This window comes from Streptomyces sp. NBC_01808 (genome assembly GCF_035917395.1).
Classification (GTDB): domain Bacteria; phylum Actinomycetota; class Actinomycetes; order Streptomycetales; family Streptomycetaceae; genus Streptomyces.
In genome coordinates, this window is record NZ_CP109072.1 from 7,967,097 (window position 1) to 7,979,391 (window position 12,295).

Here is a 12,295-nt window from a genome sequence, read left to right on the forward strand (position 1 = left end):
CTCGCGGCGGCCGCGGTGCTCTTCGTCCCCCCGCTGCTGCGCAACGGCGGGCTGCCGGGGGTGGTCCTCGTGGCGTTCGCCGCCTGGGCGGCGGGAGGGGGCAGCTCCCCGTGGCCGCGGCTGCGGGGCGCCGTCGCGGCGGGCGGGATCATAGCCGTCGAGTTCGCCGTGCGCGGCAGCCTCGGCAGTCCGCTCGACGGCTACTTCGCCTTCGGCACGAACAGATCCGTCCTGTCGGTCGTCGAGACCCCCGTCTTCGCCGCACCTCTCCTCGGCGTCACCGCCGGCGTCGCGGCCTGGTTGTTCGCGATGCCCCACGGCCGGGGAGTGCCCCTGCGGGCCCGGTTCGCCCTCGTCGCGTACCTCGGGACGCTGATCGGCTTCTGCGCCGTGCTCGTGATCACGTCCAAGATGGCGGAGGTCAACGGCGGGACCCTCGGCTGGGGCCCGGCCGAGTTCCAAGGGGAGCTGCTCTACCTGGCGCAGGCCACCGCCGTCGTGATCGGCACCGTCGCCTGGGTGACGGCCGGACAGGCGCTGCGTCCCGTGGACGCCATCCGCCGGGAGCTGGAGGACATCACCCTCCGCTCGCTGGACCGGCGCGTGCCCGTACCGAGGAGCGGTGACGAGCTGACCCGGCTGGCGCTGACCACGAACGCGATCCTGGTACGCCTGGAGCGCTCGACCGAACTCCAGCAGCAGTTCATCGGCGACGCGTCGCACGAGCTGCGCAGCCCGGTGGCGGCGGTGCGGGCGTCGCTCGAATCGCTGCTCGCGCACCCGGAGCAGGTCGACTGGCCGACCGCCGTACGCAGCGCCCTGCACGAGTTGGAGCGGCTGCAGGGCCTCAGCGAGGACCTGCTGCTGCTGGCCCGGCTGGACGGCACCGCGGCCGTCCCCCGCGAGCCCGTCAACCTCACCGACCTCGCCCACGACCTGGTCGAGGAGCACCGCCATCTGCGCCGTTCGCGCCCGCTGGAGATCCGCCTCGGCGCGTCGGGACCGCCGGTGTGGGTGACGGGTATCGGCAGCCAACTGGAGCGCATGCTGCGGAACGTGCTGAGCAACGCCTGCCGCTACGCCGACAAGGAGATCGAGGTGGCCGTCGGCACCGAGCGGCGCGAGGGCGTCGCGACGGTCCGGGTCGACGTACGCGACGACGGCCCCGGGATACCGGCGGCCGACCGGGAGCGGGTCTTCGAGCGGTTCAGCCGGCTGGAGGACGCGCGTGCCCGCAGGTCCGGCGGAGCCGGCCTCGGGCTGGCCATCGCCCGGGAGATCGCTGACCACCACGGCGGCACCCTGCACTTCACCGACGCGCCGCGGGGCGCACACGCCGTCGGCCGGCTCCCCGCCGCCGGGCCGGGGACGGCTGCGGGGCACTGAACGGGACTGCGGCGCGCAAGGGGGAAGGGGAACGTTCAGCGGGCCGGCCGGGACCGCGTGGTCCGGGCCGGCCCGCGCGGGGCGGCGGCCGGGGAGGCAGGAGGCTCAGGCGGTGGTCTCGTTGACCGCGTACGAGTGGGCGCCGGGACCACGGGCCGGCGGCGAGGTGCGCGTACAGGCCGGCGACGGTGTCGGACTCGACGGCGGGGGAGGCGGTGGCACCTTCCGCGGCGAAGTTCTCGTCGAGGACGCGGCGGTTGCGCATGCGCGGGCCTCCGGACCGGCGGCAGCCGAACCCGCCCGTGAGTCCCCGAGCCCTCCCGGGGCCGCGGGGTCAGCTCCGGCGCCTGCGCGCCTGCCGTACGAGCAGAATGCTCCGCACCAGCGCCGACACGAGCGTCGCGACCAGCGTCGGCACCCCGAAGAGCGTCACGAGCCCGGCGCCGAGGTTGGCGCCGATGCCACCGGCGGTGAGGATCCGCCAGCCGTACCCGGTGCCGATCCCGGCGAGGACCAGCGGCCCGATCACCTGCCGCCACCGCCGGTCGAGCCACTCCAGAGAGGTGGCGACCAGCAGCACCAGCGCGCAGAGGACGGCGACGGCCATCCCGCTGATCCCGAGCGCCGGCTCCAGTCCCGGGGGCAGCTCCGGCGGCCGGATGTAGTAGTCCAGGTCGTCGAAGTCCGCGTCCAACTGACCGACGACCCACCACACCCAGACCGGGCAGGCCAGTACGAGACCCGCGGCCGCGATGGCAGAGAGCTGCCTCATGAAGCCATGGTGCGCCGCGCGCGGGATACGGGCATGAGTATGCGTACCCATCCCGGCGGGCCGGCAGGCAGGGACGCGGAGACGCAGGCCACGCCGGCTCGTGAACCGGAGCCGACGGCCGGCCGCTGACGAGCCCCGCCCCGGCCCCTCCGGCGAGGGCCGGGCCCGGACGAGGGAGGGCCGCGATTCCCTCCTTGAGGGCCTCCGCGGGTCGGGAAGGAACCTGTTGTTGCAGGGTTGTTGCCCTACGCGGTGAGGACATTGAAGGAAAGTCGGTACGCTCCCGTTGACTTCGGGGTGTCGGCAGGAATTCGACTGCCGTGAACAGAGGATGATCACCATGACCAGTGGACCTTCGGCGAACCTTTTCCGGCCGCTTGAGCAGAGCGACCCGGCCGTCGTCGGCGGTTACCGGCTCGCCGCCGTGCTCGGCACGGGCGGGATGGGCAAGGTGTACCTCTCCTACACACCCGGCGGCCGGCCCATCGCGATCAAGGTGATCCGGCCCGAGTTCAGCGAGGACCCCGAGTTCCGGCGGCGCTTCCAGCGGGAGGTCCAGGCCGCGCAGCGGGTGCAGGGCCTGTACACCGCGCCGGTCATCGACTCCGACACCGAGGGGCCGCAGCCCTGGCTGGCCACGGCGTACGTGCCGGGTCCCTCGCTCGCGCACGCCGTGGCGCAGCACGGCGCGCTGCCGCTGCGCAGTGTGCTGCTGCTGTCCGTCGGCGTCGCCGAGGCGCTGCACGTCATCCACGGCGCGGGCATCGTCCACCGCGACCTCAAGCCCGCCAACGTGCTGCTCGCCTCCGACGGCCCGCGCGTGATCGACTTCGGCATCGCGCGCGCCGCGGAGACCACCGCGCTGACCGGCACCGGGGTCAGCGTGGGCACTCCGTCGTTCATGGCGCCGGAGCAGGCGGCGGCGGGGACGATCAGCAAGGCGACGGACATCTTCGCCCTCGGCCAGATCGCGGCGTACGCGGCGATCGGCTCACCCGCCTACGGCGAAGGGCCCTCGCACGCGGTGCTCTACCGGATCGTGCACGAGGACCCCGATCTCAGCCGGGTGCCCGCAGAGCTGCTGCCCCTGGTGACGCGCTGTCTGACGCGCGACCCGGACGACCGGCCGAGCCTGACGGAGATCATCGAGCAGTGCCACGAGATCTCGCCGGAACCGCTGCGCCAGGGCGAAGACTGGCTGCCCCAGTCGGTCGTCGGCTCGATCACCGAGCGGCTGCAGTTGCCGGAACCGGCGAAGACCCCGCCGCCCCAGCCGACCGCCGCGCCGACCCCGACGCAGGCCGCGCCGCAGCACCCGCCGACCCAGTTCGCACCGCAGCATCCGGCACCGGCGCCGGGCCAGATGCACCCGCAGGCCGCGTTCTCCCCGACCGCCGCCGCGCCGACGCAGAGCGCGCCGGGGGTTCCCGGAGCGCCGCCACCGCCCGGGCACCCGATGCAGCCCGCGCCCCCGCCCGGCTACCGCACGCCCCCGCCCGGCTACCGCCCCCCGCCGCCGGGTGCCCGTATGCCCTACGCGGCCCCGCAGCCGCCCAAGAAGAAGCGGACCGGGCTGATCGTCGCCGCCTCGGTGGTGGGGGCGCTCGTGGTCCTCGGAATCATCGGCTCGCTGCTGCCCGACGGCTCCGACAAGGACAACGAGAGCAAGGCGCCCGCTAGCAACAGCACCGGCGGCGGCTCGCACAGTTCGGGTGAGGGCGCGGCCTCGGGTGGGGAGAAGGAGAAGGAGCGGACGGATCCGAAGCCGGCCACGTACACCGGCGTCGACGTGACCCAGAACTACTCCCTCAACCTCGCCGACAACCCCCCGCGGCCGGCGGAAGGGGACGTGGTCTACAGCGGCCAGGACTTGTACTACTACGTCGACACCCTCTTCACGGACTCCTGGATCGGCACAGACAACGGGAAGTTCATCCTGCTGAACAACTCGGAGAAGGGCTCCCTGGAGACCTGCCGTACGGAGACCCGCTACACCGAGAGGATCACCCTCGACCAGGTCGGCGACGGCTCGCAGTTCTGCGTGCTCAGCGACGCCGGCCATATCGCGGTGGCGACGTATCGCGGCAAGCGGGAGTCGGGTGACGCGTCGTACGTCACCTTCGACCTCACGATCTGGCGCAACGCGGAGGAGCCCAAGGCGGACGACTAGCACGCAGTCCGCTTCCCCCGGCGCCCGGCGCGTACCTCGCGCCGGGCGCCGCTGTCCGCCGCAAGGAGCCGACGCGCCGGTGTACGGCCCCAACACACCGCGCTACGAGCCGAGTTGGCTGCCGGGCCGGTCCGGGCGCCGGCGGGGCGGCGCCAAGCACTCTTGCGAGGCGCATTCTTTCGTGGTCCGATATCAACGACCTTGATAGTCAATATCAGTTCGACCGTCGCAAGCGAATCAGTGCCGCCCAAAAGCGAAGCAAGAGGTTCGAATGCGGAACGAAGCGCTGGCGAGCCTCGTCCTCGGTGACGTACTCCGAGAGCGGGCCGAAACCCATCGGACAGAGACCTTCCTCAAATTCCGCGAGGGCGAGGTCACCTACGGCGAGGTCGACTCGATGGCCGACCGCGTGGCCCAGGGGCTGGCCACCGCGGGCATCGACCGGGGCGACCACGTCGGCGTGATGCTCCCCAACTGCGCCGACTTCATCCACGTGATCTTCGCGCTGGCCCGGCTGGGGGCCGTCGCCGTGCCGATCAACGTCGGCTACCGCGGCGAACTGCTCCGGCACGTCCTGCACTCCTCCGACGCCTCGGCGCTGATCATCGACGCGCCGTACGCCGACAGACTCCCGGAGGTGGCCCGGCACCTGCCCGATCTGGGCCGCCTCATCGTACGGACGGAAGGCGCGTCCGACGTCCGGCTCGGCGCGCTCGGCAAGCCCGCCGCGACGCTGTCCAGCCTGCTGTCCAACGGCGTGGAGGCGCCCCGCGTCGACGTCGGCTTCGGCGACCTCCAGGCGATCATGTACACCTCGGGCACCACGGGCCCCTCCAAGGGCGCGATGGTCCCGCACGCCCTGGCGCTGACCTGCGCGCTGGACTCGCTCGACTTCCTCGACCGGTGGGGCAAGACGACGTACTGCCCGCTGCCACTCTTCCACGCCGCCGGGCTCTGGGACGGCGTGATGTCGGCGCTGCTCGCCGGCGGGGCCATCGCCATCGTCGAGCGCTTCAGCGCCTCGCGGTTCTGGGACGACGTGCGCATGTTCGACGCGCAGGTCGCCATGAGCGTCTTCTCGATGATCCCGATCCTGCTCAACCAGCCGCGCACCGAGCGCGACAAGGAACACCCGCTGGAGACCTTCTACATGGGCAAGTCGAGCCTCGACGAGCCGCTGTGGGAACGTTTCGGCGTCCGCTCGGTGGAGACGTACACCAGCACGGAGGTCGGGATCGCCACCGCCAGCCCGTACGGCGAGTGGCGGCTCGGGTCGTGCGGGCAGGCCCACGAGGAGCGGTTCGAGGTGGCGGTGGTCGACGAGTGGGACCGCGAGGTCGGGGCGGACGAGCCCGGCGAGCTGGTCGTACGGCCCAGGCAGCCGTTCGTGATCACCACCGGGTACTACGGCGCCCCCGAGGCCACCGCCGACTGCTTCCGCAACATGTGGTTCCACACCGGGGACCGCGTGTGGCGCGACGCCGACGGCTACTTCTACTTCCTCGACCGGATGAAGGACGCCATCCGGCGCCGCGGCGAGAACATCTCGGCCTTCGACCTGGAGTGCGAGGTCAACCTGCACCCGTCGATCCTGGAGTCGGCCGCCATCGGCGTGCCCTCCGACCTGGGCGACGAGGACGTCAAGCTGGCGGTCGTGCTGCAGCCGGGAGCGGCGCTGGAGCCCGCCGAACTGGTGGCGTTCTGCGCGGAGCGGCTGCCCCGCTCGATGGTCCCGCGCTACATCGAGTTCATCGACGCCCTGCCGCGTACGCCCACCGACAAGGTCGCCAAGTACCGGCTGCGGGCCGAGGGCGACCACGGCCTCACCCCCGGCACCTGGGACCGGGAGGAGACGCCGTGAACTGGGCGGACACCCCGGAGCAGGCGGCCTTCAGGGAAGAGGTGCGCGCCTTCGTACGCGACCGCTTCCCGCCGGCCTACGTGCCGGAACCCGAGGCCGAGCAGAGCCTCGAACCCGAGGACGTCTGGGGCTACAACTGGCCGGTCGACCGGCTCTCCGACGACCCGGCGCGCCGCGAAGGGGCCCGCGCCTGGGCGGCGGTCCTCGCCGAGCGCGGCTGGATCGCGCCGCACTGGCCGGCCGAGTACGGCGGGGCGGGGCTGTCGGCGCTGGAGGAGTTCGTCCTCCAGGAGGAGATGATGCGCGCCCGCGTCCCCACCGTGAACGGGATCGGCGCCTTCCTGCTCGGCCCGACGCTCCTGGAGCACGGCACCGACGGGCAGCGCGCCGCGCACCTGCCGCCGATCGCCCGCGGCGAGGTCACCTGGGCGCAGGGCTTCTCGGAGCCGGGCTCCGGCTCCGACCTCGCCTCGCTGCGCACCCGCGCGGTCCGCGAAGGCGACGAGGCCACCGGCACGTACACGGTCAACGGACAGAAGGTGTGGACCTCGCTCGGGCAGTACGCGGACTGGCTGTTCGTGCTCGTACGCACCGATCCGGAGGCGGCGCGGCCGCACCGCGGCATCACGTTCCTGCTCGTCGACGCGACCGCTCCCGGGGTGACCATCCGCCCGATCACCGACATCCGCGGGGCGACGCCGTTCTGCGAGATCTTCTTCGAGGACGTCCGGGTGCCGGCGGCCAACCGGGTCGGCGAGGAGAACCGCGGCTGGTACGTCGCGATGACCGCGCTGAGCTTCGAACGGGCCGGCATCGGCGCCACGATCAAGTACGAGCAGGCGCTGTCGGAGCTGGTCGGCTACATCGGCTCCGACGAGGGCCGCGCGTTCCTCAGGGACGACACCAGGGCCGCGCTGCGCCGGGAGATCGCCCGCCGCCACACCGAGATCCGGGTGCAGTACAACCTCGCCCGCTACACCGTGTCCAAGCAGGCGGCAGGCGGCGTGCCCGGCTACGAGGCGTCGGTCAACCAGCTCTTCGGCGCGGAGCTGCACCAGCGCCTGGCCCGTACCGGCGCCTCGGCCTTCGGCCGGTCCGCCCAGCTCTGGCAGCGCCGCGACGCCCCGCTCGGCGGCGTCTTCACCCACATGTCGCGCGACTCCGTCGCATCCACCTTCCTCGGCGGCGCGTCGGAGATCCAGCGCGACGTCATCGCCACCCGGGGCCTGAACCTGCCTCGCAGCCGATAACGACCAAGGAGGAATCCTCTCCATGTACGAGACCCTCGACCTGAAGATCGAGGAGCGGGTCGCCTGGCTGACCCTGAACCGGCCCGAGAAGCTCAACGCGCTCACCCCGACGACGATGCGCGAACTCCGCCGGTTCTTCAGCGAGGTGGACGACGACGAGGACGTCTGCGTGGTGGTGCTGCGGGGGGCCGGCGAGCGGGCGTTCTGCGCCGGCATGGACCTCGGCTGGTCGGAGCAGCTCACCAAGCAGGAGCGGGTGGAGCAGGGCCGGCTCGGCGAGAAGACGTTCGCGATGATGGAACGGCTGTCCGTCCCGGTCGTCGCGGCGGTGCACGGCTACGCCGTCGGCGGCGGTCTTGAGCTGGCGCTGGCCGCCGACTTCATCGTCGCCTCCGACGACGCGAAGATGGGCCTGGTCGAGATCACGCTGTCCGCCCGCCCGCCGTACCGGCCGAAGATGACCGAGGACGGCGACCCCGACCAGCCGGAGTTCGGCGGGTCCGCGCCCGGCTGGGGCGGCGTCAAGCGGCTCCCGCGCCGGGTCGGCAAGGCGATGGCCAAGGAGCTGCTCTTCACCGGCGTCCGGCTCGACGCCGCGCGGGCGCAGCGGATCGGCCTGGTCAACGACGTGTATCCGGCGGACGAGTTCGACAAGCGGGTCGGCGAACTGGCCGAACGGATCGCGGCGATGAACCGGTACAACCTGCGCCTCGTCAAGGAACTGGTCACCAACGAGTACGACTGGATCGAACCGCACCCGAGCTGAGCGCTGCCCGGCCCGAGAGTCGAAACGAGCGAGGAGGATCTGTGCGGATTTACCGGATCGACCACATCGGCCAGGTCGCGCCGGAGCTGGAGCCGCAGGTGGCGCTGCTGGAGGGCCTGTTCGGGTTCCGCCGCACGCGAAGCTGGGACAACCCCGCGGAGGGCTGCCGCGGCGTACGGCTTGAGCTGCCCGGGAACCCGGGGCACACCTGGGAGGTGCTGGCGCCGGCCGGCGAGCGGTCCGCGATCCAGGAGTTCCTCGACGGCCAGGGCGGCCGCCCGGGGCTGCACCACGTCGCCGCGGAGGTCCCCGACCTCGATGCCGTACGCGCCGAACTGGAGGCGCTCGGCGTCAAGCCGGCGGCCGGCGGGGCCGGCGGCTGGCTGGAGGCGTCGCTGTCGCCGCCCGAGCGCGGCCCCGGCGTGCTGTTCCGGCTGCGCGGTCCCGGCGGTCTCGCCCTGTGCGGCGACGGTCCCGCCGTACCGGTGACCGCCGAGCCCCCGGACGCGCCCTCGCTCGGCATCGCCGCCCTCGACCACGTCTGCCAGGCGTTTCCCGACCGAGACGAGCTGGCCCGCTGGTACGAGCGGCTCGCCGGCTTCGTGCAGGTCTGGCGGACGCCCGAGGACGAGCACCCGGACATGGCGGACCTCGTGCTGAACATCCCCGGATCGACGATCTGCTGGGAGGTCATCATGCCGCGCGGCGAGGACTCGTTCATCGAGCGGTTCTGGGACAGGAACGGCGCCGCCGCGCACCACGTGACGTTCGAGGTCGCCGACTGGGACCGGGCGGCGGCGGCCTGCGCGCACCACGGCGTGCCGACGTTCGGCGAGAACGAGGGCAGCACCGACGGCGCCGCCTGGCGCGACACGTTCATCCACCCCAAGCACACCGGAGGAGTGCTCGTGCAGCTCTTCTGGGAGGAGCGGCCCGGCGTGTGGGTGCGGTCCGACAAGATCCCGCCGGTGGACTGATGGACCTGACACTCACCGGGGACCAGGAGCTGATCAAGGACACCGCCCGCGGGCTGCTGGAGTCGCGGAGCGTGATCGCCGGGGCCCGCGCGGTGGCCGACGAGCCCGCCGGCTACTCCGCCGCGCTGTGGAAGGAGATGGTCGAGCTCGGCTGGACCGGACTGGCGCTGCCGGAGGCCCACGGCGGAGTCGGCACCGGGTTCCTGGAGCTGTGCCTGGTCGTGGAGGAGATGGGGTACGCCCTGGTGCCGAGCCCGTTCCTGGCCACGGTGGCGTGCTGCGGGCTGCCCCTCGCCCGGTTCGGCACACAGGCGCAGCAGGCGCGGTGGCTCGGGGCGATCGCCCGCGGCCGGGTCATGAGCGCCGTGCCGGGCCGCTGGGACGGCACGGGCGGCGAGATCGCCGCGGTCGGGTCGGACGACGGCTTCGTGCTCGACGGCGCGGCGCAGTTCGTGCCGTACGCGCACGCCGCGGGGGACCTGCTCGTCGTGCCCGGCGAGGGGCCCGCGCTGCTGGTGGACGCCTCGTCGCCCGGCGTCGTACGCGAGCGGCTCGACGCCATCGGCGCCGACCGGCCGTGTCACGTCCGCTTCGACGGGGTGAGGGTGCCCCGCGACCGCGCCCTGACCGCCGGCCGCGAGGTCGCCGAGGCGATCGACGCGTACGGCGCCGCCGCCACCTGCGCCGCGATGGTCGGCGCGGCCCAGCGGGTCCTCGACCTGACGGTCGCGTACGCCGCGGAGCGCGAGCAGTTCGGCCGGCCCATCGGCTCCTTCCAGGCGGTCCAGCACCACTGCGCGAACATGGCCATCGACGTGCTGAGTTCGCGCTTCATGGCGTACGAGGCGATCTGGCGGCTGTCGGAGGGGCTGGACGCCGCCGCGGAGGTGCCGATGGCCAAGGCGTGGGTGAGCGAGGCGTGCCGGCGGGTCTGCGACACCGGCCACCAGGTGCACGGCGCGATCGGCTTCACGCACGAGCACGACCTGCACTTCTTCTCCGGCCAGATGGCGGCGTGGGCGCTGGCCTTCGGCGACCCCGACCACCACTGGGACCGCGTGGCGGACCACCTGGGCTGGCCCGCCTGAGCGGCTCATCACCGCGACAGCCATCGACTCCGTGCTGTCGACGTGGTTGTGGAAGGACCCTGCGGCGTCCCCGCCGTGTCGGTGATGTCGTTTGTCCCGCCGCCGTGGCGGAGAGCCCGGTAGGTGGGCAAGGTCCCTTCCTCCGTCTCCGGCGGCTCGGCGGGCGGGGCTCAGTCGCCGGCGGCGTAGTGCAGGAGGAAGTCGCGGTCACGGTCGCGCCCGCTGTCGGGGTCGTGCCTCGGCGTGGCCGGCTGGGTGGCGATCGTGTCGTCCAGCGCGATACGCGGAGGGAGGTGCCGGTAGCGCTCGGATCCCCGCTCCTCGTCCGCGTCGCGGGCCGGGGAGTCCTCGCGTCCGGGGAGCCCCGTGGCGATCTCCATGACGACCCAGCCGTTGCCGTCCGGGTCGCTGAACGAGAGGAACGAGCCGTAGCCGCGGTGCTCCGGATCCGCCCCGGGAACCCGGACGTCGGTGTCGGCGTGGTGGAAGACCTCGCTCGGCCCGGCCCCGAGCTGCGTCAGCTCGGCGTACGCGGCGCCGATGTCGTCGACGACCAGGTGCAGGCCCTGCGCCGAGCCCGGCGCCTGGGACGTCACGGAGGTGCCGAAGACGACGGAAGCGGACGAGCCCGGCGGAGTCACCTGCACGGCCCGGAAGCGCGCGTCCGGGGTGACGTCGGCGTCGAGGCGCCACCCCAGCGCGAGGTAGAAGTCCTTGGCCCGGTCGACGTCGGCGACGGGTATGACGACGACTTCGAGTCTCATGTCCATGATCTGCGCTTTCTGGGTCGGTGGGCGGGGAGCGGCTCCCTCTCCGGGGGCGCAGCCGCGGCCCCCCTGCGGGCGAGGGGGCGGCTCGGCGGGCGGTGGCCCGTGCGGCCTTCTCGGTGGCCTCGGTCGGTCACCGTGTCCGGTGCGCACGGCGCTCCTGAGTGGCTATAACGGCTCATGAGGGGATGTTCTTCCAGGCGGCGGAACTCGCTACCCGGCGATGTCACGCTCTCGCCCTGTCCTGGCCGAACGCCGTCACATACACCAGCGCCTTGACCTGGGGTTTCGGATTCGGCCCGGCCTATCGCCACGTCCTCGACGTCACCCTCACCGGGTACTCTCGCGCCACACCCCGGGGCCTCGCCGGCCGGCAGGGCGTCCGCGGCACCTTGCGTGGCGGCGTGCCGTGGATGGGCCCCGCCACCGGCCGACCCCGGGGGGATCGTCCCGCCCCGCCGGTGGCCGGGAGGCAGGAGGGCCGGTCGGGGTGCGGGTGCGCCGTCGGGTGAGCCTGTCGTGCGCCGGTGCACGCAGCCCGGCGGCGATGTCAGTGGCGGGTGCGACGATCCGGGTATGACGAACTCCGCCGCCATCGGCGCCTACTGGGACGGTCAGGCAGGCAGTTTCGACGACGAGCCCGATCACGGGCTGCGGGACGGGGCCACGCGGGCCGCCTGGGCTGCCCGGCTGGACGCGTGGATCGCGCGGCCCGCTGCCGACGTGCTCGACGCCGGCTGCGGGACCGGCTCGCTGACCTGTCTGCTGGCCGCCGCCGGGCACCGGGTCACCGGTGTGGACCTGGCGCCGCGGATGGTCGGGCAGGCGCGGGCCAAGGTGGCGGCGGCGGGGCTGCGGGCCCGGCTGCTCGTGGCGGACGCTTCCGTTCCGCCCACGGGAGACGAGAAGTTCGATGCCGTGCTCTCCCGGCATCTGGTGTGGACCCTGCCGGAGCCCGAGGCCGCGCTACGGGAGTGGGTGGCGCGGCTCCGCCCCGGCGGGGTGCTCGTGCTGGTCGAGGGGCGCTGGGGCGGCGCAGAGCCGGCCGCCGAGCCGTACGGGGCGGGCACGGGAGTGCTGCCGTGGAGCGGCGGCGTCGGGGCGGAAGCGCTGGCCGGAGCGGTGCGGCCGCTGGTGGCCGACGTACGGGTCGAAGACCTCGTCGGCGACGAGCAGTTGTGGGGCGGGCCGGTCGCCGACGAGCGTTACGTCCTGATAGGCAGGGTGTGAACGGGCCGCCTCCGGCGGCCCGTTCGGC

At 73.1% G+C, this 12,295-nt stretch carries 10 protein-coding genes; 8 read left to right on the top strand and 2 right to left on the bottom strand.

Annotated elements, in window-relative coordinates:
• Nucleotides 1-15: 15 nt before the first annotated feature.
• Nucleotides 16-1,386 (top strand): sensor histidine kinase, encoded by a 1,371-nt coding sequence (locus OG946_RS34865; RefSeq protein ID WP_326799924.1) that lies wholly within the window; start codon nt 16-18, stop codon nt 1,384-1,386.
• Nucleotides 1,387-1,720: 334 nt separating this feature from the next.
• Here OG946_RS34865 and OG946_RS34870 read toward each other — a convergent pair whose 3' ends face one another.
• Nucleotides 1,721-2,158 carry a hypothetical protein gene (locus OG946_RS34870; RefSeq protein ID WP_326799925.1) on the bottom strand — a complete coding sequence of 146 codons (438 nt, stop codon included), beginning with the start codon at nt 2,156-2,158 and terminating at the stop codon, nt 1,721-1,723.
• A gap of 331 nt (nt 2,159-2,489) precedes the next feature.
• Between OG946_RS34870 and OG946_RS34875 the strand changes: the two genes are divergently transcribed.
• The 6 genes from OG946_RS34875 to OG946_RS34900 all read left to right on the top strand — a co-directional run bounded on the left by OG946_RS34875 (nt 2,490) and on the right by OG946_RS34900 (nt 10,270).
• A complete protein-coding gene (locus OG946_RS34875) occupies nt 2,490-4,328 on the top strand; it encodes a serine/threonine-protein kinase (protein ID WP_326799926.1) in 1,839 nt (612 codons plus the stop codon).
• 271 nt (nt 4,329-4,599) lie between these two features.
• Nucleotides 4,600-6,189, top strand: coding sequence for an AMP-binding protein (locus OG946_RS34880; protein ID WP_326799927.1), 1,590 nt, complete (start codon nt 4,600-4,602; stop codon nt 6,187-6,189).
• Complete coding sequence (locus tag OG946_RS34885) at nt 6,186-7,439, top strand: acyl-CoA dehydrogenase family protein (protein WP_326799928.1); 1,254 nt, start codon at nt 6,186-6,188, stop codon at nt 7,437-7,439. The genes OG946_RS34880 and OG946_RS34885 overlap by 4 nt, the downstream gene beginning before the upstream one ends.
• Before the next feature lie 22 nt (nt 7,440-7,461).
• Nucleotides 7,462-8,205: an enoyl-CoA hydratase/isomerase family protein gene (locus OG946_RS34890; protein WP_326799929.1), complete on the top strand. Its 744-nt coding sequence runs from the start codon at nt 7,462-7,464 to the stop codon at nt 8,203-8,205.
• A gap of 41 nt (nt 8,206-8,246) precedes the next feature.
• Nucleotides 8,247-9,182 (top strand): VOC family protein, encoded by a 936-nt coding sequence (locus OG946_RS34895; protein ID WP_326799930.1) that lies wholly within the window; start codon nt 8,247-8,249, stop codon nt 9,180-9,182.
• Nucleotides 9,182-10,270 carry an acyl-CoA dehydrogenase family protein gene (locus tag OG946_RS34900; protein WP_326799931.1) on the top strand — a complete coding sequence of 363 codons (1,089 nt, stop codon included), beginning with the start codon at nt 9,182-9,184 and terminating at the stop codon, nt 10,268-10,270. Before OG946_RS34895 ends, OG946_RS34900 begins: the two co-directional genes overlap by 1 nt.
• A gap of 170 nt (nt 10,271-10,440) precedes the next feature.
• Here the strand turns inward: OG946_RS34900 and OG946_RS34905 are convergent, their stop codons facing one another.
• Nucleotides 10,441-11,034, bottom strand: coding sequence for a VOC family protein (locus tag OG946_RS34905; RefSeq protein WP_326799932.1), 594 nt, complete (start codon nt 11,032-11,034; stop codon nt 10,441-10,443).
• Between the two features lie 579 nt (nt 11,035-11,613).
• Here OG946_RS34905 and OG946_RS34910 point away from each other — a divergent pair.
• A complete protein-coding gene (locus OG946_RS34910; RefSeq protein ID WP_326799933.1) occupies nt 11,614-12,267 on the top strand; it encodes a class I SAM-dependent methyltransferase in 654 nt (217 codons plus the stop codon).
• The last annotated feature ends 28 nt before the right edge of the window (nt 12,268-12,295 follow it).

Bases quoted from the DNA above. Each gene is read 5' to 3' on its own strand.
- OG946_RS34890 (WP_326799929.1), top strand. From the start codon at position 7,462: ATGTACGAGACCCTCGACCTGAAGATCGAGGAGCGGGTCGCCTGGCTG.
- OG946_RS34875 (WP_326799926.1), top strand. From the start codon at position 2,490: ATGATCACCATGACCAGTGGACCTTCGGCGAACCTTTTCCGGCCGCTT.
- OG946_RS34870 (WP_326799925.1), bottom strand. From the start codon at position 2,158: ATGAGGCAGCTCTCTGCCATCGCGGCCGCGGGTCTCGTACTGGCCTGC.
- OG946_RS34880 (WP_326799927.1), top strand. From the start codon at position 4,600: ATGCGGAACGAAGCGCTGGCGAGCCTCGTCCTCGGTGACGTACTCCGA.
- OG946_RS34905 (WP_326799932.1), bottom strand. From the start codon at position 11,034: ATGAGACTCGAAGTCGTCGTCATACCCGTCGCCGACGTCGACCGGGCC.
- OG946_RS34900 (WP_326799931.1), top strand. From the start codon at position 9,182: ATGGACCTGACACTCACCGGGGACCAGGAGCTGATCAAGGACACCGCC.
- OG946_RS34910 (WP_326799933.1), top strand. From the start codon at position 11,614: ATGACGAACTCCGCCGCCATCGGCGCCTACTGGGACGGTCAGGCAGGC.